At 76.3% G+C, this 23,378-nt stretch carries 13 protein-coding genes and 2 pseudogenes; 5 read left to right on the plus strand and 10 right to left on the minus strand.

Annotated elements, in window-relative coordinates; all coding sequences use genetic code 11:
* Positions 1-31 precede the first annotated feature (31 nt).
* A pseudogene (locus tag IPL61_03875) lies at positions 32-2,214 on the minus strand (radical SAM protein).
* 290 nt (positions 2,215-2,504) lie between these two features.
* On the opposite strand from IPL61_03875, the pseudogene IPL61_03880 reads away from it, so the two are divergent.
* Positions 2,505-4,326 (plus strand): annotated as a pseudogene (locus IPL61_03880) (radical SAM protein).
* Here the strand turns inward: IPL61_03880 and IPL61_03885 are convergent.
* From IPL61_03885 to IPL61_03905, 5 genes are all read right to left on the minus strand, one after another.
* Positions 4,313-4,885 carry an SUMF1/EgtB/PvdO family nonheme iron enzyme gene (locus IPL61_03885; GenBank protein ID MBK9030471.1) on the minus strand — a complete coding sequence of 191 codons (573 nt, stop codon included), beginning with the start codon at positions 4,883-4,885 and terminating at the stop codon, positions 4,313-4,315. The pseudogene IPL61_03880 and the gene IPL61_03885 sit on opposite strands and share 14 nt — an antisense overlap.
* 157 nt (positions 4,886-5,042) lie before the next feature.
* A complete protein-coding gene (locus tag IPL61_03890; GenBank protein MBK9030472.1) occupies positions 5,043-5,789 on the minus strand; it encodes a hypothetical protein in 747 nt (248 codons plus the stop codon).
* Complete coding sequence (locus IPL61_03895; GenBank protein ID MBK9030473.1) at positions 5,789-9,196, minus strand: VWA domain-containing protein; 3,408 nt, start codon at positions 9,194-9,196, stop codon at positions 5,789-5,791. The genes IPL61_03890 and IPL61_03895 overlap by 1 nt, the downstream gene beginning before the upstream one ends.
* Before the next feature lie 143 nt (positions 9,197-9,339).
* On the minus strand, positions 9,340-9,756 hold the full coding sequence (locus IPL61_03900) for a hypothetical protein (GenBank protein ID MBK9030474.1): 417 nt from the start codon (positions 9,754-9,756) through the stop codon (positions 9,340-9,342).
* Positions 9,753-12,656 (minus strand): radical SAM protein, encoded by a 2,904-nt coding sequence (locus tag IPL61_03905; GenBank protein ID MBK9030475.1) that lies wholly within the window; start codon positions 12,654-12,656, stop codon positions 9,753-9,755. Before IPL61_03905 ends, IPL61_03900 begins: the two co-directional genes overlap by 4 nt.
* 13 nt (positions 12,657-12,669) lie before the next feature.
* On the opposite strand from IPL61_03905, the gene IPL61_03910 reads away from it, so the two are divergent.
* Positions 12,670-13,755: a hypothetical protein gene (locus IPL61_03910; protein ID MBK9030476.1), complete on the plus strand. Its 1,086-nt coding sequence runs from the start codon at positions 12,670-12,672 to the stop codon at positions 13,753-13,755.
* On the opposite strand, the gene IPL61_03915 is transcribed toward IPL61_03910, so the two are convergent.
* Together IPL61_03915 and IPL61_03920 are read right to left on the minus strand one after the other, a co-directional pair.
* Positions 13,746-14,690, minus strand: a complete 945-nt coding sequence (locus tag IPL61_03915) for a radical SAM protein (protein MBK9030477.1) — start codon at positions 14,688-14,690, stop codon at positions 13,746-13,748. The two genes, IPL61_03910 and IPL61_03915, sit on opposite strands and share 10 nt — an antisense overlap.
* 693 nt (positions 14,691-15,383) lie before the next feature.
* Positions 15,384-16,541, minus strand: a complete 1,158-nt coding sequence (locus IPL61_03920) for a radical SAM protein (protein MBK9030478.1) — start codon at positions 16,539-16,541, stop codon at positions 15,384-15,386.
* Between the two features lie 47 nt (positions 16,542-16,588).
* On the opposite strand from IPL61_03920, the gene IPL61_03925 reads away from it, so the two are divergent.
* Positions 16,589-17,683, plus strand: coding sequence for a hypothetical protein (locus IPL61_03925; GenBank protein MBK9030479.1), 1,095 nt, complete (start codon positions 16,589-16,591; stop codon positions 17,681-17,683).
* Positions 17,684-17,703: 20 nt separating this feature from the next.
* Here the strand turns inward: IPL61_03925 and IPL61_03930 are convergent, their stop codons facing one another.
* Together IPL61_03930 and IPL61_03935 are read right to left on the minus strand one after the other, a co-directional pair.
* Positions 17,704-18,612 carry a hypothetical protein gene (locus IPL61_03930; protein ID MBK9030480.1) on the minus strand — a complete coding sequence of 303 codons (909 nt, stop codon included), beginning with the start codon at positions 18,610-18,612 and terminating at the stop codon, positions 17,704-17,706.
* The gene (locus IPL61_03935) at positions 18,572-20,185 is read right to left on the minus strand and encodes a hypothetical protein (protein ID MBK9030481.1); all 1,614 of its coding nucleotides are present in this window, start codon (positions 20,183-20,185) and stop codon (positions 18,572-18,574) included. The genes IPL61_03930 and IPL61_03935 overlap by 41 nt, the downstream gene beginning before the upstream one ends.
* On the opposite strand from IPL61_03935, the gene IPL61_03940 reads away from it, so the two are divergent.
* The gene (locus IPL61_03940) at positions 20,072-22,390 is read left to right on the plus strand and encodes a hypothetical protein (protein ID MBK9030482.1); all 2,319 of its coding nucleotides are present in this window, start codon (positions 20,072-20,074) and stop codon (positions 22,388-22,390) included. The two genes, IPL61_03935 and IPL61_03940, sit on opposite strands and share 114 nt — an antisense overlap.
* The gene (locus IPL61_03945; protein MBK9030483.1) at positions 22,387-23,373 is read left to right on the plus strand and encodes a hypothetical protein; all 987 of its coding nucleotides are present in this window, start codon (positions 22,387-22,389) and stop codon (positions 23,371-23,373) included. The genes IPL61_03940 and IPL61_03945 overlap by 4 nt, the downstream gene beginning before the upstream one ends.
* The last annotated feature ends 5 nt before the right edge of the window (positions 23,374-23,378 follow it).

Here is a 23,378-nt window from a genome sequence, read left to right on the forward strand (position 1 = left end):
CCGTACACTATGTCAAGCACCGTCGGCGGGGCTAGCGTTCGACCCGGCGCACCAGCGCCTCGGCCGAGACGATCCACGGCGGTTCGGGCACGTCGTCGAGCTGGTAGAAGCCGCCGCAGAACGCGCGGTGCGGGCACGGGCCGCAGGCGGCGGTGTGGACCCGCCGCTCGGCCAGGTACGCCGCCAGGTTCACGGTGTCGTTGTTCACGAACACCATGTGCCGGCGCAGCTTGTTGAGATCGCCGGCCAGGTAGCGCTCGTAGCCCGGCGCGTAGCAGAACGGCAGGTTGATGACCTGGATCTTCATGCGCTCGGCGAAGGCGTCGATGAAGCGCATGACCACCTCGGCGGCCTCGGCGGTGTCGGGCGCGTGCCGGGTCGTGGCCCGCCCGAACGGGGTCAGGAACTGGATGTTGAGCCAGCGCAGGCCCAGCGCCAGCGCCAGCTCGCCGACCGCCGGCAGCTCGGCGTGGTTGTGCTTGGTCAGCGTGATGTTCATGCCCAGCTCGACGCCGGGCGGCGCCGCGGCGACGCAGTGCTCGATGCCAGCCACGGTCTGCTCGAAGGCCTCGGCGACGCCGACCTCGCGGCCGTGCGAGCGCGCGGTGGCGCCGTGGACGCTGAACAGGAGCGTGGTCAGGCCCGAGGTCACCAGCCGCCGCGCGAACTCGGGGTACGCGCACAGCCGGCCGTTGGTGGTGACGTTGACGCGGTCGTAGCCGAGCGCGCGGGCGTAGCGGACCAGCGGCACCAGCTCGGGGTTGAGCGTGGGCTCGCCGCCGTCGAAGTCGACCATGTGGACCCCGGCCTGCCGGTACTTCGCGAGGTGCTCGCGCTGCCGGGTCGGGTGGCCGTCGATCTGCGTGCGGGTGCCCACCGCGCAGAACGTGCAGTGGTTGTTGCACACGTAGGTCACGTTCATGATCAGCTTGTGCGGGCCGCTCGAGGCGGCGAGCCGCGCCTGGAACGTGCGCATGAACCGATCGAGCGTCGCGCGATCGAGCGTCGACAGCGCCGGGCCGCCGCCGCGCTGGAAGTGCGGCCCCCAGTCGTCGACCACCGGCAGCGAACGCCCGGCGGCCAGCGCGGTGCCGGGCAGCGGCGTCGCGTACTGCACCGCCGGCCACGCGCCGTGCTCGTCCCACAGCTCGAGCGCGAACCCGAGCGTGGCGTTGACGTCGTCGCCGGTCTCGCCCGGCAGGCCGATCATGTAGTGGACCAGGAGCGGCACGCCGGCCTTGTGCGCGTCGGCCGCGACCTGGCGGATCCGCCCCAGATCGAGCTGCTTGCCGACCGCGGCGTCGAGCACGCGCTGCGATCCGCTCTCGGCCGACACGCTGACGGTCGTGACCCGGCCGCGCATCCGGGCGAGGTGGCGCGGCTCGAGGTAGTCGGCGCGCAGGCCGTTGGGCAGATCGAACGCCAGGTCGTGATCCTCGAGCAGCGCCAGCAGGCGGTCGAAGTGCGCGGCGTTGACGTTGGCCAGCTCGTCGAGGATCGCCAGCCGGGTCGCGCGGTGGTCGCGCGCCAGCGCCGCGAGGTGGGCGTCGAGGCGGGCCGGGCTCAGCGGCGCTGCAGCTTGGGCTCGCCCGGGAGGCGCCCGGGGTTCGAGCTGCAGTGCGCGCAGGTGAAGGGGCAGCCGCGCGAGGTGATCACCGGCAAGGTCCGGCCGTCGATCGGGAACGCCCAGCGGCCGCGGCCGAGATCGGCGACGACGCGCGCGGCGAAGGCGTCGCGGGCCGGCAGCTCGACGAGATCCCAGGCCGGCAGCGGCAGCGCGTCGAGGTCGGGGCGCGCGCCGTGGTGGGTCACGCGGCCGGCGGCGGCGACGACCGCGGCGATCACCGTCGGCACGGTGACCTCGGCCTCGTACTTCACGTAGGCCGCGACCTCGGGGTACGCGGCGAGCACCGCGCGGTCGCCGGTCTCGACGTAGTGCTGGCCCGACTGGTAGCAATCGGCCAGGACGATCGGCGCGCGGCCGGCCAGCCCGGTCAACAGCTCAGCCAGGACGTCGTCGCGGTGCGGCGGCCGGTGGAACGGCGTGTACGCGACCACGATCGCCTCGAGGTCCGCGGCGCCGGGGACGGCGGCGAGCACCTCGGCCACCGGCGCGCCCAGGTGGGCCCGGCCGTCGGCGCGCCAGGCCAGGCCGCTGCCGGGCAGCGCGAAGGCGTCGACCAGCGCGACCTCGTCGCCGGCGGCGCGCAGCACCGCGGCCAGCTGCACGGCCCCGAGGTCGGCGTGGAACGGATAGTCGATGAAGTCGCGCGCGACCGTCAGCGGCGGGTGCACGACCGCGATCCGACGCCCGGTCACCGGCGTGGCTCCCCGGCGTCCGAGGACGACCGCCCGACCGGTTCACGGACCATCGCGGTAGTGTATGTCCTCGGCGGCGCCGCGGGGGTCGGGTTTCGGGTCGGGTTTCAGACCGCCGTGACGACGTCGTGCGCGCGCGGCGGCCTTGATCGGCGACACCACCAGCGTGGGGTACACTCGCCCGGGTGACCGACGCCACCCTCGACGACGTGCGCGCCCGCGAGGCGGCCGCCCACGACCAGCGCAACTGGGTGCGGCTGACCTACGACTGCAACGACCGCTGCATCTTCTGCCTCGACTCGCGCGCGCACGACGGCGAGCTGCGCGACCCCGACGAGGTCAAGCGCCAGATCCTCGACGGGCGCAAGGCCGGCGCGACCCGGCTGATCCTGTCGGGGGGCGAGCCGACGATCCACCCGCGGTTCGTCGACTTCGTGCGCCTGGGCCGGCTGGCCGGGTACCCGCGCATCCAGACCGTCACCAACGGCCGGCTGTTCGCGTACAAGGACTTCCTGACCCGGGCGCTCGACGCGGGCCTGACCGAGATCACGTTCTCGATCCACGGGCCGAACGCCAAGATCCACGACGCGCTGGTCGGCGTGCCCGGCGCGTTCGAGCAGGAGGTCGCCGGGCTCGAGCACGCGCTCGCCGACGGCCGCCCGATCATCAACATCGACGTGTGCGTCAACCGCGGCAACGTCCGGCAGCTCCCGACCTTGATCGAGACCTTCGTCGCCAAGGGCGTGCGCGAGTACGACCTGCTGCACGTGATCCCGTTCGGCCGGGCCTACACCGACGGCAAGGAGATCCTGTTCTACGACCTGGCCGAGATGCAGCCGTACCTGCAGGCCGCGTTCGCGTGGGCGCGCCAGCCCGACATGCACATCTGGCTCAACCGGTTCCCGCCGGCGCACTGCGAGGGCTTCGAGGATCTGATCCAGGACCCGTACAAGCTCAACGACGAGGTCCGCGGCCGCCAGGAGGAGTACGAGCTCCTGCTCGAGCGCGGCCAGCCGCTGCACTGCCGCGCGCCCGAGCAGTGCCGGCACTGCTACCTGCAGCCGCTGTGCGACACGCTCGACGCGGTCCGGGCGACCGCCGCCGGGGCGTTCGAGGTGGTCCGGGTCGACACCCGCTGGGAGGCGACGCGGCCGCCGATCTACGGCGGTGATCCGGCGAGCGCCAAGCGCGCCGCGGCGCTGGCGGCGGCGATGGCGGCCACGACGCCGACGCGGGCGAGCGGCCACCGGCGACGGCAAGCGCCGGCTGCCGGTGCTGGGCCGCGCGCTCGAGCCACGGCTGCCGGCGCCCGCGCTGGCCCGCCACGGCGGCGCCCGTCAGGTCGAGGTCGTCGCCGCCGATCTCGCGAGCGCCCGGGCCGCGGCCGCGGCGTTCGACGGCGTCGCCGAGCTGGCGCTCGAGCTCGATCGCTACGACGACCTGGCCGCGGCGCTGGTCGACGGCGCAATCGACGGCCGCCGCCTGACCCGCGCGGTCGCGCCCGACGCGGCGACCGCGGCGGCGCTGCTGGCGATCGCCGGCGCGTTCGAGGTGGTCGTGCCGCTGCGCGCCGACACCGCGCCGTGGCTGCGCGGCCTGACCGAGGTGTCGCCGCGCCTGGTCGTGCGCCAGCCCAGCTACGACCGGGTCAGCGACGCGCAGGTCCACGACGTCGATCTGCGCGCGTTCTTCGACGCGTTCACCGCCCCGGTGCCGGTCGAGAACGTGCCGGCCTGCATCCTCGGCCGGGCGCCGCGGCCGGCGCGCGCGACCGTCGACACGGCGATGATGCGCGCCGACGGCCGGCTCGAGATCTTCCGCTACACGCGCCGGTTCGTGGCCGAGCACTTCCACAGCCAGGCGCTGCGGTGCCGCGGCTGCGTCGAGGCGCCGCGCTGCCGCGGCCTGCACGTCAACTACATCCGCGCCCACGGCTTCGGCGCGCTGACGCCGATCGCGCCGGGCGCGGTCACCGCCGCGGCCGTGACGGCCGCTACGGCGCCGTGAGCCGACAGCAGCGGAAGCCGATCGTCGGCAGCACGGTGTCGACGGTGGCGCGCGAGGTCCGGAAGCCGCACGTCGCGCCCAGCCCGGGGCTGTCGTAGGCGCCGCCGCGCAGCACCGCGATGTTGACGCCGGCGCTCTGACCGGTGATGTCGTCGGTCCACTCCTTGACGTTGCCCGACATGTCGAAGACGCCAGCGGTCGAGGCGCACGTGCCCATCGCGCCGGTGGCCAGCACGACGTCGTCATCGGCGCCGCCCGGGATCCCGTCGTGGCTCTCGGTGTTGCACTGGTCGGGGGCGAACAGCCCGCCGTACGGGTACGCGGTGGCCGGGCTGCCCTCGCACGCCGACTGCCACTGCGCCGGGGTGCACAGCACCTTGCCGGCGGCGGCGCACGCGGTCGCGGCGGTCGCGAACGTGGCGGCGCGCCACGGCTGCGCCATCGGCTTGGAGCAGGCCCGAGCCGAGGACGCCCCGGCCGCGAGCGCGGTGGCGTCGGGGCGCGACGCCTCGTACTGATCGATGTAGAAGTCGAGGCCCGCGACGGTGACGTGGGCCATCACGTCGATCACCCGGCCCGGTCCGGTCGCGTCGTCGACCACGCCGTTGCAGTCGTTGTCGAGCCCGTCGCACGCCTCGGGCGAGCTGGGCTGGGCGTCGGGCAGCGCCGACAGATCGCAGCTGGTCCGGGTCGGATCGGCCGGGTCGCACCGGCGCTCACCGACGTCGCGGCACACGCCCAGGCCGCCGTCGTCGCACGCGGCGCCGAGGTCGGGGAAGCTGTCGTCGATCACGCCGTCGCAGTCGCCGTCGGCGCCGTCGCACAGCTGCTCGGACAGGACGATGCCGCTGGGCACGCTGGGATCGAACTCGACGCCGGCCCCGTACGCGCAGTACCAGCGGGTCACGCCGCCGCGGGTCGCGCAGGTCATGGTCGTGCCCTCGCACGGCGTCCCGGGCGTGGTCCGGCACTGGCCCGGTCGGCGGCGGCGGCAGGGTCTCGTCGACCACGCCGTCGCAGTCGTCGTCGACGCCGTTGCAGTCCTCGGCGATCGTCGGGAACAACGGGCACCGGTACTCGCAGGTCAGCGGATCGGCGTCGTGGTCGGCGAAGCCCGGCTGGCAGTCGACCAGCGTGCACGCGCCGGCCACGCAGGTCTGGATCGCCCCAAGGCCGACGCAGCGGTGGCCGCAGGTGCCGCAGTTGTTGGGGTCGTTGTCCTTGTCGAAGGCGTTGTCGACCACGCCGTCGCAGTCCTGATCGATCTCGTCGCAGGTGTCGTCGGGCCCCGACGGCACGCACGCCGTCGCGTCGGGATCGCCGCCGCCGCCATCGCCGCCGCCGCCACCGTCGCCGAGCCCGCCGTCGCCGTCGGCGCCCGGGCGGTTGAGGTCGAACGGCGACACGTCGCAGGCGCCCGCGGCGAGGCCGACCGCCACGACCACGACCAGCCACGCGCGCATCACGCCCGCCTCCGCCGTGAGGCCAGCGCCAGCGCGAGCGCCAGGCCCAGCGCCGCGCCGCCGCCGCCGCCACCGGCCGCGCACCCGCCGCCGGCCGCGGTCACGATGTCGGGTCGGTAGGTGGCGCGATCGATCGCGCAGCGCGGGCCCTCGGGCGCGACCACGCACGTGAACCCGGGCGAGCAGTCGATCTCCTTGCACGGGTCGTCGATGCAGCCGCCGCCCTGACAGACCGCGCCGGGGCCGCAGGTCACGCCCGCGCACGGGTCGGCGGCGCACGCGCCGTTGGCGCACGCCTGACCGCCGGGGCAGGTCACGCCCGCGCACGCGTCGGGCACGCAGGTGTCGTCGGCGCTGCAGCGCTCGCCGTCGGGACACGCGCCGTCGTCGCAGTTGCCGCGGCAGGCCCCGGCGTAGCAGCTGCACCCGAGCACGTCGGTGCAGCCGGTCGCGCAGTCGACGTCGGCGCACGGATCGGCGACGCAGGTCGAGGCCACGCAGATCTCGCCGCCCGGACACCCGAGCACGTCGCAGTCGACGCAGGTCCCGAGCCGACAGACCTCGAGCGCGCCGCAGGTGACGCCGGCGCACGGGTCGACGCACTGGTTGGCCTGGCACAGCTCGTCGGGCGCGCAGCCGGCGCACGCGTCGGGCACGCAGAACGGCCCGGCCGGGGTGTCGGCGCAGGTCAGCCCGGCCGGGCACGGGAACTCGCCGCCCGTGCACGGGACCCGGCACGCGCCCTCGACGCACGAGGTCGTGCCGGGGCACGGAGCCAGGTCATCGGCGAGGCCGTCGCAGTCGTCGTCGAGGCCGTTGCAGGTCTCGGTGCCCGGCTCGATCGCGCCGACGCACACGATCATCCCGGCGATGCAGGCCTGCGTGCCGAGCTGACACGGCGCCATGTCGTTGGTCCCGCACGGCAGGCCGATCGCCGGATCGTCCTCGTCGAACGCGCCGTCGCAGTCGTCGTCGAGCCCGTTGCACAGGTCGACCAGCGAGGTCGGCACGCAGCCGGGGATGCACGCGATGCCATCGTCGATCGCGCCGTCGCAGTCGTCGTCGAGGCCGTTGCAGACCTCGGGCATCGGCGCCGCGCCGGGATCGGTGATCACGCACTCCACGCCCGAGCCGTCGGCCGCGCACACGTACGTACCGGTGCCCAGGCACGCGCCGAGCTCGCCGTCGTCGCACGCCAGGCCCCGGGTCGGGAAGTCCTCGTCGACCAGGGTGTCGCAGTCGTCGTCGAGACCGTTGCAGGTCTCGAACACGATCGAGCCCGAGACGATCGTCGCGAGCGCGTTGGCCAGCGCGTTCTCGTCGCCGACCAGGAACGCGGTGCCGGTGCCGCCGGCGGCGGCGACCGCGTCGAGCTGGGCCTGCTCCGAGGCCAGCACCGAGAACCCGACCACGAACGTGTCGACCCCGGCGCCGCGCAGGGCCGCGGCGGCCGCGACCGGGTCGCCCTGGCAGCTCTCGGCGCCGTCGGTGAGCAAGATGACGCCGTAGCGACGGCAGCCGCCGGTCGCGGCCGCGTCGCACGCCTTGATCGGAGCCAGGTAGTCCTGGGCCGCGGCCAGCGAGTTGGCCAGCGGCGTCGGGCCGGTGCCGCGCAGCTCGCAGTCGCCGCCCGGGCAGTAGGCGCCGATCGCCTGGCCCGGATCGAACGCGGTCTCGCGGCCGTCGAGCCAGCTGAGGTAGCGATCGGGATCGGCGCCGAAGCCGACCAGCACGTCGGCGCCGCGCCGCGGCGGGCCGCAGTTGCCGGCGTAGTTGACGCACTCGTCGCCGGGCGAGGTGGCCCGGACCGCGATCGAGCCGAGGCTGCCGCCGTTGACGTTGCACAGCGACGCGCCGGTGTTGTTCGTGGGGTCGTCGTAGCTGCAGCAGATCGACGCGCACTCGAACCAGCCCGCGACCTGGCAGCTGCGATCGATCGCGGTGTCCTGGTGGTAGCGCGCCAGCGCGAAGTCGATCTCCGGGTACGCCGCGATCACCGTCGACAGCGCGCCCTTGGCCTGGAACAGGCGCGAGTCGTCGGCGGCGCCGTCGCCGTCCTGATCGAGGCCGGGGTGATCGAGCGAGCCGTCGCCGAAGGTCGGCACGCCGGTCAGCGAGCCGAGCATCGAGCCCGAGGTGTCGACGACGACCATGAACCGGGCCCGGGCGTCGGTGACCGGGCCGACGCACGCCGGCACGTCGGGCGGGCAGCTCTGGGGCACGCCGCCGACGCAGGCCGGCATCGGCCCGCCCGCGCACATCAGCGGCGGCAGACCCTCATCGATCAGGTCGTCGAAGTCGTTGTCGAAGCCGTCGCAGAACTCGCCGACGTACCCGCCCGAGATCTGGAGCTCGCCGACGCCGCCGCCGGCCTCGCCCTGGCAGATGGCGCAGGTGCCGCCGAGCGCGCCGCCGACGCTGAAGACCGACTCGTCGGCGATCAGGCCGTTGACCGACAGCACCGAGATGATGCCGCCGCCGCCGCCGCCGCCGCAGTCGTCGCAGGTGCCGCCCTGCTGGGCCGGGGCCGCGCACTCGCCGGTCGGGTCGGCCGCCAGGCCCTGGGTGTCGCCGCCGAGGCCGCCGGTGGCGGTGATCCGGGCGGTCGCGGTGATGGCCACGTTGTCGCCGACCAGGAAGACGGTGCCGCCGGCGCCACCGCCGGCGGAGTCGTTGCCGTTGCCGCAGCCACGGCGGCCGTTGGTGTCGACGCGGCCGGCGATCGTGATCTGGCCGGTCTGGGTCGCGTCGAGCGCGGCCAGGACCACGCGCCCGCCGCCCGGGCCGGCGGTGTTGACGGTGGTGCCGTCGCCGTCGCGGCAGCCCTTGTCGCCGCCGGCGGCGCCGAACTCGGGCTGGTAGATCGAGTGGTAGAACTCCTGCCCCGCCACCGTCGGCAGCCCGTCGTTGCCGGCGCGGCAGTTGCTGGTGTCGCTGCACGACGGCACGCCGCCGGCGTCGTAGACCACCGAGTTGCCGCAGTCCTCCTCGAAGTCGCGCGGGAACGACTGCGTGCCGGTGATGTCCTTGGTGCCGCGGCCGCCGCGGCCGAAGTGCGCGCCGCCGCCGCCGGAGTCGCGCACCGCGCAACCGCCCTGCCCGCCCGCGGCCGCGTTGGGACCGCCGCCGTCACCGCAGATCAGCGTCTGGTAGCCCGCGCCCTTGGCGACGATGCGGGACGTCGCGTCGATGGTGATCATCGGCGCGCGCAGCTCGAGGTTGCCGGTGGCGAGCTTGCTGCCGCCGGCGTACGGCACGACCTCGATCGTGCCGCCGTTGCGCACGGTCACCGACGCGAACGTGTGCACGCCCGACAGCTGACAGGTGATGCCGTCGACGACCAGCGTCGGTCCGGCGATGTTGCACGGCGCCGCCGCGACCGAGCGCGGCACGGCGAGGACGGCCATCACGAGCGCACACGCGCCGATCAGGCCAGGACGGACAGGGGACCCCACGCCGACATGGTCGCACTTGGGGGCGATCGCGTCGGGTCGCGGTGGGGTGCCGATCCGACGGCACCCACACCGGGGCCCCATGTGGGCGCCGTCGGTCAGCGGTAGCGCGGGGCCAGCGCCGATGAGGCGGCGTGGCGAGGCGCGCTGGCGCGATCGAGCGGCGCGCCCGCGGCCGCCAGCGCGTCGACCGCCGCCACGGTCAGGCGCATGACCGCGGCGCCGTCCTCGGCGGCGATCGGCGCAGGCCCGCCGTCGCGCACCGCGCGGTGAAAGCCGCGCAGCATGCGCTCGAGCTCGCCGCCGTCACGCGGCACCGCCCGCGCGGCGCCGTCGATCGTCAACGTCGGGACCCGGCCGTCGCGGCGCCAGTGCGCGCCGGCCGCGCCGACGATCAGCGCGTCGACCGCGGCGCCGAGGTTCCAGATCACGCCGATCGCCACGTCGTCGGCGCCGACCAGGTCGAGCCGGAGCAGCGCCGGGCGATCGTCGCCGGTCCACGCGGCCCCGATCACCCGGTGGCCGCGCCGCCGTGGGCGTGGGCGATCACCGCGAGGTGGTAGAGGCCCTCGAACACCGGCGCCCGGTGCCAGGCGTGCAGCGCCGCCGGGGTCCGGCGATCGGTCAGGCGCACGATCGTCAGCGCGCGCCCGCGGGCGGCGGCGAGCGCGTCGTCGAGCCCCGGCGCGAACCGGTCGTTGTGGGCCGGCATCAGCGCCACCCCGGCGGCGGCGGCGCGGGCCACGAGGCCCTCGGTCTCGGCGACCGTGCCCGCCAGCGGCTTCTCGAGCAGGATCGGCAGCCGCGCGGCCAGCGCGCGCTCGACCGCCGCGACGTGGCTGGTGGTGCTCGACGCGATCACCACCGCGTCGGGCCGGGTCGCGTCGAGGGCGGCCGCGAGCTCGGTGAACGCCGGCGCGCCCGCGAAGTCCGCGCGATCGGCGACGTCGGCGTGGGGCGAGCACACCCCGGTGACGGCCCAGGCGCCGGTGGCGTGGGCGGCGCGCGCCAGCGCTCGGGCCCGCGCGCCGCAACCGACCATCAACAGCCGTAGCGGCCGCGCGCCGGCGCGCACGACCGGCGGCGGCGGCGGCGCGCGCACGATCGTCGGCGGCCCCGCGGCCTCGGCGGCGGCGTCGCGCAGGAGCGGGTGGACGTCGTCGAACGCCATCGGCTGGCCCCAGGGCGGCCGGCGGGCGTGGGCGAGCAGCGCGGCCCGCTCGTCGGGACCCAGCGGCGTGCCCGCCACGGCGCTCAGCTCGCCGAAGCCCTCGCGCGCGGCGTAGGGCTTCCACAGCCCGGTGCAGTAGCGCGCGAACCGGCACGCGCCGCAGCCCGGCCCCTGCTGCTTCTGCGGCGCGTCCTCGGCCTGGGCCTCGTGCGCGAGCTGCATCAGATCCGACCACGCGACGAACGGCCCCAGGAAGCACGGCGGCACGCCCTGGCGCGAGCCGATCACGAACGGCTGGCCCAGCGCCAGCGCGCGCCAGCAGGCGGCCTGGAGCTGCGGCGCGACGTCGGTGAGCCGCGGCACCAGCGCCAGGTGCTCGAGCGCCTTGTACTGCGGCGTCACGAACGCGAACGAGATCATGACGCGGCCGGCGAAGCGCGCGTGGATCTCCTCGACGAACCGGGTCAGGAGCGCGGCGTTGCCGGCGTGGATCACGTGGTTGACGACGGTGATCACGCCGCCGGCGACGAGGTGACCGATCGCGGCGATCGTGCGCGCGAAGTCGCCGACCTTGCGGGTCGCGGCGCTGGCGCTGGCCTCGTCGTGGCCGTGCAGCGACACGAACGCGTGGGTCAGGCCGGCGGCGATCAGCGCGTCGACCCGGGCCCGGCGATCGAGCAGCACGCCGTTGGTGACCAGCTCGATCTTCTTGACGCCGGCGCGGCGCGCCACCGCGACGTAGGTCGGCAGCTCGCGGGCCAGGGTCGGCTCGCCGCCCGAGAACGACACCCGCTCGACGCCGCGGCGCGCGGCCCGCGCGATCTCGCGCACCATCCGCGCCGGATCGGCCCAGACGTTGGGCGTGCTCTCGTTGGCGCTGCAGAACCCGCAGTCCTGGTTGCAGTGCACGGTCGGGCGCAGCACCAGGAGCCCGGCCTGGCGCGCGGCCGCGCGGGCGCGGTCGTCCCAGACCCGCAGCGGCGTGGTGCGCTGCGCGTACAGATCGGCCGGCCGCTCGGTCAGCGGCCGCAGGTCGCGGTCGCCGTGGGCCGCGAGGTACGACGTCGGCACGCCCGGGCACTGGGCGGCGACCGCGCACCCGGCGCACGCGGCTGGCTGGGTGCAGCCGCTCACGGCCGTCGCGCGGCGCGGATCGAACCGCACCGCCGCGCGCGCGCGCGGCGACGACACCAGCGCGCACAGCGGCAGCGCCGCGGTCACGTCGATCGGCGCGCGCACGCCCAGGCGCGCGGCGGCGGCCAGCGCGGCCTCGAGCCGCGGCCCCAGCTCGGCCAGCGGCGGCGGCGCCAGCGCCCGGGGCATGGCGTGGCGCGGCAGCCGCAGGCGCACCGCCCGCAGCTCTGGCACCGCGCGCGCGAACAGCTCGACCACCGCCGCCAGGTCCTGCAGGCGCGCGGCGACGATCGGCACCTCGAGCTCGATCGCCACGCCGACCGCGGCCAGGGCGCGCACGGCGACCAGCGTCGCGACCAGCGCGCCGTCGCGCCCGACCGCGCGGTCGTGGACCGCCGGCACCTGGCTGACCACCGGCACCAGCGCCGCGTCGACGCCCGCCGCGGCCCACGCGCGCGCGGCGTCACCGTCGACGATCGCGTCGACGTGGCCGGCCACGATCACCTCGCTCGCGCCCGCGGCGCGGACCTGAGCCACGATCGGCGCCAGCGCCGCGAGCGCGCCGCCACCGCCGCGCACGACCACCCGGGCCGCCCCGCCGCGCAGCGCCCGCGTGAGGTCGGGCGGACGCCCCACCGGGGGACAGATCGCGCAGCGCGCGCCGCAGCCGCGGCCCAGCTCGAGCTCGATGGTCCGCTGCGACCGTGGCCGCGGCGAGGTCACGGCCGGCGGTGCGGGCGGCGCGGCGAGCCGCGCCAGCACGTCGGCCAGCGTCACCGCGGCGCCGTCGCCGTCGCCGAACGCGTCGAGCAGCGCCCGGAACACGCGGCGCTCGTCGCGGCCGTGGGTGGCGTCGCTCGCCGCCGCGGCCAGGGTCGCGAACCGCGCCACGGTCGGATCGCGGAACCGCCACGCGCGATCCGGAAAGTAGCCGAACCGCTCGGGCTGGCCGCTGGCGCCGTCGTCGACGGCGAGCAGCCCGTCGCGCGCCGCCAGGTAGTACAGCGCGGTGTCGGGGTAGAGCCGGACCTTCGCGGTCAGGATCCGCCCGCGCAGGCGATCGAAGTCGGTGGCGACGACGCCGTCGTAGGCGCCGCGCAGGTCCGCCATCGTGGTCCACGGCGTGAACAGGATGAACCCGAACGACGCCTGGGCCAGATCGAACGCCGGGTGCGCCGCCCAGCCGACGCAGCGCCGCCAGGACCTCGAGGTTCTGCGCCACCGTCACGCCCTTGTTCATGCGATCGAGCTCGGCCTGGGCGAAGCTCTCGATGCCGATCAGGAACGGCGTGATGACGATGCCCGCGCGCGCGGCCGCGGCGAGCGCGCGCTCGAACCGCCGCGCGCCCGCCAGCAACCAGTCGGCGCGGGTCTGGAGCAGCAGCGTGAAGCCGCCGACGCGCTCGGCGGCGCACCGCTCGAGCAGCTCGGTCAGGTAGCCGAACGGGTTCTGATCGCGCAGCACCAGGCGCGTCACCGTCGGGGCCTCGCGCCGCACGTACGCCAGCTGCGCCAGCACCGACGCGATCGTCTCGGCCTGGGGCCGCGCCTGGTAGTGGTTGCCGGTGGTGCAGAACCCGCAGCCGCGGCCGAGGCCGTCGGGCAGCTCGACGCCGGCGTAGCGCGGGTTGGCGCGGGCGTCGGCCTGGTACGGGCAGCCGGCGTTGCCGTCGATCGAAAGCACGCGCTCGGCCGGCAGGTCCTCGGGGTTGACCACCAGCGGCGTCAGGTCGGGCACGTACGCGTCGTCGGGGGCCGCCGCCAGCGCCGCCAGGCCTGGACGCCAGCCGTCGGCGGTGCGGACCCGGGCGCCGACCGGCACGGTCGCGCGCCGACCGGCCAGGAGGTCGAGCAAGTCCGGCAGCGCCCGGGTCTCGACCTCGTAGCGCCCCGGCGGATCGGCCAGCGCGTGCTCGCCGCGCCAGTGCGCCAGCGTGGCGCCGGGCAGCGCCGCCGCCAGCGCCGTCGGGATCGCGCGGGTCCACACCCGCTCGTAGACCACGACCTCGAACGCGCCCAGGGCCGCGACCAGGCGCGCGAACACCGGGCCCGCGGTCGGCGCGGCGCCGTCGAGGGCCACCACCACCAGCCGGGCGTCGTGCCCGGCGGCGCGGGCGCGGCCGGCCGCGAGCGCCAGGGCGCTGTCGTCGAGGAACGAGCGGTCGCCGTGGCTGTGGAGGCTGAGGAACGCGACCCGCGTCATCGGTAGCGCCCGGGCGAGAACACGATCGGCGCGAGCCAGGCCTCGGCGGCCGCGGCGTCGGCCTCGACGTAGGCCCGCGGCAGGCCGGCGCAGCCCTCGGTCCGGGCCGGACAGGCCGCACACGCCGCGCCGTAGACGGTGTCGCCCTCGAAGTTCATCTCGGTGACGGTGCCGCGGACCGCGTCGACCTGCTGCGTGACGACGTGGGTGCACGCGGCCCGGGTCGGATCGTCGGGGTACAGGCACGCGGGCGCGTGGTGCAGCGTCGGCTCGAACCCGAGCGACGAGGCGAGCGCCATGGCCTCGGCCACCGCGCCGCGGATGCGCGCCAGCGGCGGGTACAGCGCGCGGTTGTCGAACAGCCGGCCGCGCATCGACGGCAGGCCGATCGTCAGATCGACGGGGCGGCCGGTGCGGTTGTGCGCCGCCAGCCAGCGCACGTAGTCGGGCAAGGCGTCGAGGTTGTCGGCCAGCACGATCCGGAACACGTGGGTGTCGAGGTCGGGCCGCGCCAGCAGCACGGCCGCGACCTCGGGGTAGGTGGCGGCGAGCCCGGGCACGTCGGCCAGCGCGGCCGCGACCTCGGCCCGGTGATCGTGGAACGACAGCCGCACCCCGGTCAGGCCAGCGGCGATCAGCTCGTCGAGGTAGCCGGGCCGGGCCAGGCGCACGCCGTTGGTGCAGATCAGCACCCGGGCGAAGCCCCGCGCGCGCGCGGCCGCGATCAGCCGCGGCAGCTCGGGGTGCATCGTCGGCTCGCCGCCGATCAGATCGATCGTCGGCGCGCCGCGCTGATCGGCGCCGCCGAGGACGCGCGCGGCCGCGTCGTCGAGGAGCCGCTCGACGTAGGCGACGTCGAACAGGCGCTGATCGGTGCCGCCGCGCACGTTGCAGTAGACGCAGCGGATGTTGCAGAGCGGCCCGGTGTTGAGGTGGACCATCGGGAACACGCGGGTGTCCCAGTAGCGGTGCTCGAACGCGATGCCCGGGCGCAGCGTGACGACGTCGTAGCGGTACTCGTTGGCGTGCCCGACCACCTCGGGCTCGGGCAGCACCACCGGATCGCGCGCGGTCAGCGCCCGGGCCAGCGCGGCCTCGGCGGCGCGATCGCGGGCCGCGCCGTCGGGCGGCGCGAACGCCACGACCACCTCGAGGCCGTCGACCGCGCGGGCCGCGGCGACGCCGGCCAGCGCCTGGGCGTGGGCGCCGTCGACGCGGGCGTGGCGATCGTGGGCCGCGGCGTCGGTCGCGAACAGCTTGACGATCGCGCGGTCGAGGCCGGCCCGGACCAGGGCGCCGACCAGCGGCGCGTACACCAGCATGCGGCCGTTGGTGACCAGCGCGACCGAGGCCGCGCCCGCGTCCTTGAGCGCGCGCACCCGCGCCGGCAGGTCACGCCGCAGCGTGGCCTCGCGGTGCCGGATGACCACGTGCTGGCCGCGGACGTCGACGTCGGCCCCGGCGTCCCCGTCCGGGCGGGTCACGCACGGCTGGCAGCCGTTGTTGCACCCGCCGGCCTCGGCGTCGAGCCGCACCAGCAGCGGGTGGCGACGGCTCCCGTCGGCGACGATCGGCAGCCCGACGCGCCCGCGCGCGGGGGCAGTCACCGAGCCTTCGCGTCGAGCCATCGTCGGTCAGGGTACCGCGTTTGCCGTCGGCGGTCCGGCCGGCAGATCCGGCGGCAGCTCGCCCGACCACACCGGCACGCCGCGGGCCGCGAGCGCCGCCGCCAGCGCCGCGTGCCGCGCGCGTTGCCAGCCGTCGGCGCGGGCCGCGGCGTAGCGGTCGTCGTCGAACAGCGGCCCGGCGGCCTCCTCGCCGCGCAGCACGTCGAGGCTGACCGAGTCGACGTGAGTGGCCAGGGCGTCGACCAGCGCGTCGAGCGGGCCTGGCAACATCGGCTGCACCACCGCGATCGTGCGCACGCCCGCGGCCCGCAGCGTGGCCAGCGTCGCCAGCCGCGACGGGATCGACGCGGCCCGCGGCTCGAAGTGCCGGCGGACGTCGTCGTCGACGGTCGGCAGCGACACCCCGACCCCGGCCCAGGGCAGCGCCGCGAGCACGTCGACGTCGCGGGCCACCAGCGCCGACCGGGTCAGCAGCAGCACCGGCGGCGGCGCGGCGACGGCGGCGATGGCCTCGAGGCACGCCCGGGTCAGCCCGCGCTGGGCCTCGATGGCGTGGTACGGGTCGCTGACGATCGGACAGAACTTGATCGGCCGCGGCGGCAGGCGCCGGAGCTCCTCGGCCAGCACCGCGGCGGCGTTCACGCGCACGTCGACCCACGCGCCCCACGGCACCGGCGGCAGGCCGGTCGCCGCCCGCAGCGGTGCCAGGCGCGACTGCGCGTAGCAGAACCGACAGCCGATCAAGCAGCCGACGTAGGGGCTGGCGGTGTAGAAGCGCGCGTCGGGGGCGCCGGCCGGCTCGAGCAGGCGATCGATGACCAGCTCGCGCACGCGCGGGGCCAGCGGGTCGGCGGCGGTCGCGAGCATCGCGACGAAGTCGGCGTCGCGGCCGTCGGCCTTGCGCGCGACCTCGGCGCACACCGCCTGCCCGACCGCGCTGGCGGCGCGCGACCGGTACGCGAACGTCAGGTGGGCCGTGCGCGCGGCGTGGCGCGCGCCGGCGGTGGCCGGGGTCACCTCGACGTGGACCTCGTCGCCGGCGACCGCGAACGTCAGGCGCAGGCCGAGCTCGGTCGCGGCGTCGACGAGGCGCACGCCCGGCGCCAGCTCGTCGCCGATCGCGGTCGGCGCGACCAGCGCCAGCAGGTGCGCGCGCACGTCCATCGCCGACCAGCATGCCCGATGCGCGGCCGGCGCGGTACCGTGACGCCGTGCCCGCGCGCATCGAGCTTGGCCTGGACGACGCGACCGTGGTGCTCGCGCTCGACGAGGACGCCGCGGCGACCCGGCGCGCATGGCTGCACGCCGCCGGGCACGCGGTCGTCCACGTCGGGCCACTGCCGCCGGCGCTCGAGCCGCTGGCCCGGGCGATCGCCCGAGGCCTGACCGCGCTGCCGCCGACGTCGACGACGGCCCTGGCCGCGCAGGTCGCGACGATCGCTCGCGGCCACGCACCGGCGGTGCGCGTGGCGATCGTGCTGGCGGCCGCGCTGCCGAGGTGGTCGTCGCGCCTGCGCACCGGCATGCCGCCGCGGCCCAGCGGTCGGCCCGGCGCGCGGCTGTGGCCGTTCGACCCCGAGCTGATCGGGCTGCTCGGCGGCCACCGCACGCTGGTCAAGCGCGAGTGCTTCTCCGACGCCGCCGAGGCCGACGATCGCGCGTGGCTGGCCGCCGCGAAGGTGCCGCTGGTGCGGGTCGGGCCGGTCGAGCCCGACGGTCGCCGGGTGCTCCTGGGCGCGCTCGATCCGGGCGCGATCACCGCCGACCTCACCGCCGCAGAGCTCGCGGTGCGACGCGGTCACGACCTCGGCGCGGCCCGCACGCTGGGGCGCGCGCTGGGCTATCCGTCCTGTTGCATCGAGGCCTTCCTCGACACCGGCGGTCACGACGACCACGCGCTGATCGCCCGGCTGGCCGCGGGACCGATGCCACCGCCAGCCTCGCCGCTGACGGTGTGGCTCAACCAGCCGCTGGCGCTGGTGTCGCACGTGCCGTGCACGCTGGCGTGCGCGCCGACCCGGGCCCTGGCCGCGGCCCTGCTCGCCGATCTGGACCGCGCCGTGCCGGGCTTCGCCGACGGGTGGCGCGCGCTGGCCGCCCGGGTCCACGTGCTCGATCATCGCGGCCGCGGCCTGGCGCTGACCGGCACCGGCGATCTCGCGCGCGGCCTGACGATCACCGACGCCGTCGCGTTCGTCCCAGCGCCCGACGACGCGCTCGGCGAGGTCGTCGTCGCCGCGCCCGAGGCGGTGGGCCGGACGATCACCCGCGCCGACGTCGCCGCGGCCGCTGACCACCGCGGCTGACGCCACGTCACAGCGCCCGCTCAGCGGTGCCGGCCGTGACCGTCGCCGCCGCGGCCGTCGTCGCCCCGATCCTTCTGGTCGCGGTCCTTCTGGTCGCGATCCTTCTGCTCGCGATCCTTCTGGTCGCGCTCCTTCTGGTCGCGCTCCTTCTGCTCGCGATCCTTCTGGTCGCGCTCCTTCTGGTCGCGATCCTTCTGGTCGCGATCCTTCTGCTCGCGCTCGATCCGCTCTGCACGGGCTCTCTCCTCCTGCGCGCGGCGCTCCTGCTCCTCGCGCGCCTGACGATCGCGCTCCGCCTGCTCGGCCCGCGCCTTGTCCGCGCGCACCTGCTGCTCCTTCTCCTCGCGGGCACGCTGTTCCTGCGCCCGGCGCTCATTCTCCGCCTGCTCGGCCCGCGCCTTGTCCGCGCGCACCTGCTGCTCCTTCTCCTCGCGGGCACGCTGTTCCTGCGCCCGGCGCTCATTCTCCGCCTGCTCGGCCCGCGCCTTGTCCGCGCGCAGCCGCTGCTCTCGCTCCTCGCGCGCTGTGCTCCGCCGCTCGGCCCGCGCCTTGTCCGCGCGCACCTGCTGCTCCTTCTCCTCGACGGCACGCTGCTCCTGCGCCCGGCGCTCATTCTCCGCCTGCTCGGCCCGCGCCTTGTCCGCGCGCACCTGCTGCTCCTTCTCCTCGCGCGTACGCCGCTCCTGCTCCTCGCGCGCCTGACGATCGCGCTCCGCCTGCTCGGCCCGCGCCTTGTCCGCGCGCACCTGCTGCTCCTTCTCCTCGCGCGCACGCCGCTCCTGCTCCTCGCGCGCCTGACGATCGCGCTCCGCCTGCTCGGCCCGCGCCTTGTCCGCGCGCACCTGCTGCTCCTTCTCCTCGCGCGCACGCTGTTCCTGCGCCCGGCGCTCATTCTCCGCTTGCTCGGCCCGCTCCTTGTCCGCGCGCACCTGCTGCCCTTCTCCTCGCGCGCACGCTGTTCCTGCGCCCGGCGCTCATTCTCCGCCTGCTCGGCCCGCGCCTTGTCCGGCTGCGGGCGGGCTTCTCCGCCTGCTCGGCCCGCGCCTTGTCCGCGCGCAGCCGCTGGTCTCGCTCCTCGCGCGCCCGCCGATCGTTCTCGGCCTGCTCGGCCCGCGCCTTGTCCGCGCGCAGCCGCTGGTCTCGCTCCTCGCGCGCCCGGCGCTCATTCTCGGCCTGCTCGGCCCGCGCCTTGTCCGCGCGCAGCCGCTGGTCTCGCTCCGCGCGCGCCCGCCGATCGTTCTCGGCCTGCTCGGCCCGCGCCTTGTCCGCGCGCAGCTGCTGGTCTCGCTCCGCGCGCGCCCGCCGATCATTCTCGGCCTGCTCGGCCCGCGCCCGGTCCCCACGCTGCCGCTGGTCCTGGTCCGCGCGCGCCCGCTGCTCTTGCGCCTCGCGCGCGCGCCGGTCGCTCTCGACCCGCTCGGACCGAGCCCGGTCCTCCCGCTGCTGCGCTTCGTCGCGCGCGCGGCGCTCGTCCCGATCGCGCTGACCGCGGCGGCGGCGCTCCAGCGAGGCCTCGAGGTCGCGGCGCTGGTCCTGGTCGAAGCGCCCGATCCCGCGGGCCGGCAACCGCCGCCGCTGGACGCCGTGCGCGCTCAGCCACTCCGGCGACGGCCCGACCTGCCAGCGCGACCCGGTCGCGGTCCGCGCGTAGTGCTCGAGTCGTCGCGCCCCGCGGACCCGATGGGCCAGCACGCCCCAGTCGACCCAGCGGTGTCGCGGCCCCGGGGTGGCCAGCTCGGGACCACGCCCACCGTGCCAGCCGAACGCCGGGCCGTCGTCGACGCCCGCCGGCGGCAGCGGCGCCCACGCCATCACGTCCTCGACCTCGCGCCAGTCGACCCACGCCGGCGCCCAGACCGTGTCCGGGATCCAGCGCCACCGTCCGCGCCAGGTCCAGCGGCCGTAGTGATAGCAAGCCCACGCGAACGGCTCGTCGGAGATCCACGCGAGCCCTTGCTCGGTCGACATCCAGTACCCGTCGACGTAGGGCGAGAAGTCGTCGACCGCCGGCTCGAACGCCGCGCCGTACTGCGGGTCCTCGACCCAGGCGCCGTAGGGTGCCAGCGCGTCCTGGAACACCTCGATCGACCAGACCGCGTCGCCCGGCGGGGCCTCCACGACGACCTCGACCGGCACGACGACGGCGACCGTCGTCACCGACGGCCCGCCGCCAGGGGCTGGCAGGCACGCCAGCTCGGTGATGATGCTGGCGCCGATCAGCGCCCGTCCGAACCACTCGCCGATCGTTCGCCGGGTCATGCGCCGTCGACGTCGGGGGCGCGCTCGGGATTCAGTCGGGTAGCGAACTATTTTACCCGGCGCGGCGATCGAGCCCGGCGCCGGGGACCGAGCCCGGCCGCGGCCGCGCGCACGTATTATAGTGACGCGGTGTCGCCGGTCCGGATCGCGCTGGTGTTGCCCTACGGCACCCGCTCCGACGGCTTCTTCCCCGACACCCTGGCCGGCCAGCTCGCCGCCGACGCCCGCGCCGCCGGCCACCACGCCGAGGTGGTGCGGGTCTACTACGACGGCGACCGCGGCGCCGGCGACCGCGCCGTCGGCGCTCAGCTCGCCGCCTGGCTCGAGCAGGAGCGGGCCGACCTGGTCGCGCTCGAGCGCGTGTTCGATCCCGCGCCGATCGCCGCGTGGAAGCGCGGCGGCGCCCACCGACGCGTGGTCCTGATCGCGCGCGGCGACTCGCTCGAGCCGACCCCCGAGGTCGACGCGATCGTCGGCTGGCAGCGCGGCGCCACCCGCACCGGCCGCACCCGCCGGGCGATCACCGTGTGGCAGCTCGCCGACGCGTTCGCGCGGCTGGTGACGGCGCACGCGCGCGGCGAGGAGCTCGCGCTCGTGCCGGGCGTGGCCGGGGTCGTCGACGGCGCGATCACCACCGGCTCGCCGCTGCCACCCGAGGCCGGGCCGCGCCGGCCGCTGACGCCGGTGCTGGCGCACCACGCGATCGCCAGCGGCCCGGCCCCGGCGATCGTCCGGCGCACGGTGTTTGGCAACGCCGGCTGTCCGTACGCGGCCGATCCGCGCGCGCTGCCGCTGTACCGCGACCTGACCTGGCCCGACGAGCTCGAGGTCGCGCAGCTCGGGTGCGCGTTCTGCTGCATGGGCGGCGACTACGAGCGCAAGGCCGACGCCGAGGTGATCGACGCGCTCGTGGCCCAGGCCCGGCACATCACGACCGTGGCGCCGACGACGATCGAGCTGGTGCTCGACGATCAGCACGCGCTGCGCTACCTGGCCGAGCTGATCACCGCCGCCGCCGCCGCCGGCGTGCCGCCCATGCGCTGGCTGTTCGCGGCCCGCAGCGACACGTTCGTGCGCGAGCGCGCGCGGGTCGAGGCCGCGATCGCCGCGGCCGAGGCCACCGGGGCGTCGGTCGAGGTGTACCTGACCGGGTTCGAGGCGTTCAGCGACGCCGAGCTGACCCGCTACAACAAGGGCACCACCGTCGCCGATCAGCTCGCGGCGATCGCGGCGATGCGCGCGCTCACCGCCGCGCACCCGCGCGGGTTCCACCACGCCCGCGCCAAGGGCCACAGCCTGCTCTTGTGGAACCCGTGGACCGCGCCCGCCGACCTCGCGCGATCGATCGCGGTCATCCGCGCCCACGGCCTCGGCGAGCTGTTCCACGGGCTCGGCGAGAACCGCCTGCGCTTGTATCCAGATCTGCCGATCTTCCACGCCGCCGAGCGCGCTGGCGCGCTGACCGAGCGCTGGGACGACGGCGACGGCGGCGCCGGCCGCGGCAAGGGCTACCACGCCGAGCGCCCGTGGCGGTTCATCGATCCCCGGACCGCGCTGGCGTGGCGCCTGGCCGGCGTGCTGCGCGCGCGCCTGGGCGTCACCACCGAGGCCGCGCAGCTCGCGGCGATCGCCGCCTACGCCGACACCTGGCGCGGCGACCACGCCGACGTCGAGGCCGCGGCCGGCGCGATCGCGACCCAGCTCGACGGGCTCGTCGCCCAGCTCGCCGCGCTGGCGCGGCGGCAGGGCGGCCCGCGCCGCGGCCACCAGGTGCGCGCCGAGGTGGTGCGGCTCGACGGCGGCTGCGCCAACGCCTGCGCCGCGTGCCCCAACCGCGACCGGCCCGACCCGCGCAGCGCCGCCGACGCGATCGCCGCGGCCCGGGCCACCGGTCGGCCGATCGTCCTGGCGGGGCGCGAGCCGTCGCACCACCCCGACCTGATCGCGCTGATCACCGCCGCCGCCGGCGACGATCGCCGCCCGGTGGGCGTGGTCACCAGCGGCCGCGGCTTCGCCGACCCGGCGGTCGCGGCCGCCGCGGTCGCGGCCGGCCTCACCGCCGCCAGCGTCAAGCGGTTCGCCCCCGACGCCGACACCGCCGACGCCCTCGCCGGCGCGCCCGGCGCCGACGCCGAGGCCCGGGCCGGGCTCGCCAACCTGGCGACCGCCGGCGTGGCCGCGATCGAGCTGCGCGCGCCGCTGGCCGCGGCCAACTTGATCGACTACGCGGCCTTCGCCGCGATCGCCGGTGCGCTGCCGGTCACGCAGGTCCGGATCGAGGGCGCGATCGACGCGATCGGCCTCGCGCACCTGGCCGCGGCCGGCGCCGCGATCACCGCGCTGGTCGCCGCCGCGCACGCGGCCGGGCTCGCGGTCGAGGCGTCGACCCTCGACGCCGGCACCACGCTCGCCGCGTGGATGCCCGTGCTACCGTCGTCGACGCGGTGACCACCTCGCCCCGGACCGGCTTGCCGATGGCGCGCGGCGCCGCGCCGGCGCGCATCGACGCGCTCGACGACCTGCTCGCGCGCGCCGCGGCGCCGACCCCGACGCCGCCGCCCGCGCGCGCGCGCGCCGCCGAGGAGCCGGCCGACCCCGAGGAGGTGCTGCGCGACTACGTGCTGGCGCCGTACCCGCCCCTGGCCGACCCGCGCGGCGGCCTGACCGCGCGCAACCTGTTGACCGAGTCGCTGGCCCTGGCCGGGGTCGAGGCCGAGGGCCACGCGGTCATCGAGCGCCTGCGCGCGCTGCTCGGGCGCGGCCGGGTGGTCTGGGGCGTCAAGCACGCCGCCGGCGCGCTGTCGTGGGAGCTGTACATCTACGATCCGGGGGGCGCGCGGGCCGAGGCCACGCCGGCCCACGTCCTCGGCGTGCTGGCCGATCTGCTGACCCCGCCGCCGCTCCCGCCGGGGCCGATCGCGCACCACATGTGGAGCCTCGAGCTCGATCGCGCGGCGCTGGCGACCGGCCGCGGCGCGCGGGTCACGTACTACGTCAACGGCGCCGACACGCCGGGCGCCAGCCGCAGCTACGCCGTCGACGAGCGCGGCCAGCTCGCCCTCGCCAACCTGTACACGTTCCACGATCCCCGCCGGGCGCCGCGCGCGATCCTCGCGCGGCTGCGCGCCAGCGTCCACCTCGGCGCCGCGCCCCACGGCGTGGCCGCGGTGATCGCGCCGGGCCTGCACCGGTGCCGCCGGCTGTGCGTCGCCAACAAGCGCCACGCCGACGGCCTGTACTTCGCCGGCGTCGACACCGATCTGACCGTGCAGTTCCTGGCCCGCCACGGCTGGCCGGCGCCGCTGGTGGCGTACGTCGACGCGCGCCGGGCCCGGCTCGCGCACCTGGCGTGGGATCTCGGGCTCGACGTCCACGCCGGCGCCGACGGCGCGCCGGTGATCGCCCGGACCGCGGTGCATGCGACCTGCTGACGGGC

This window comes from Myxococcales bacterium (assembly GCA_016717005.1).
In the GTDB taxonomy this organism is placed as follows: domain Bacteria; phylum Myxococcota_A; class Polyangia; order Haliangiales; family Haliangiaceae; genus UBA2376.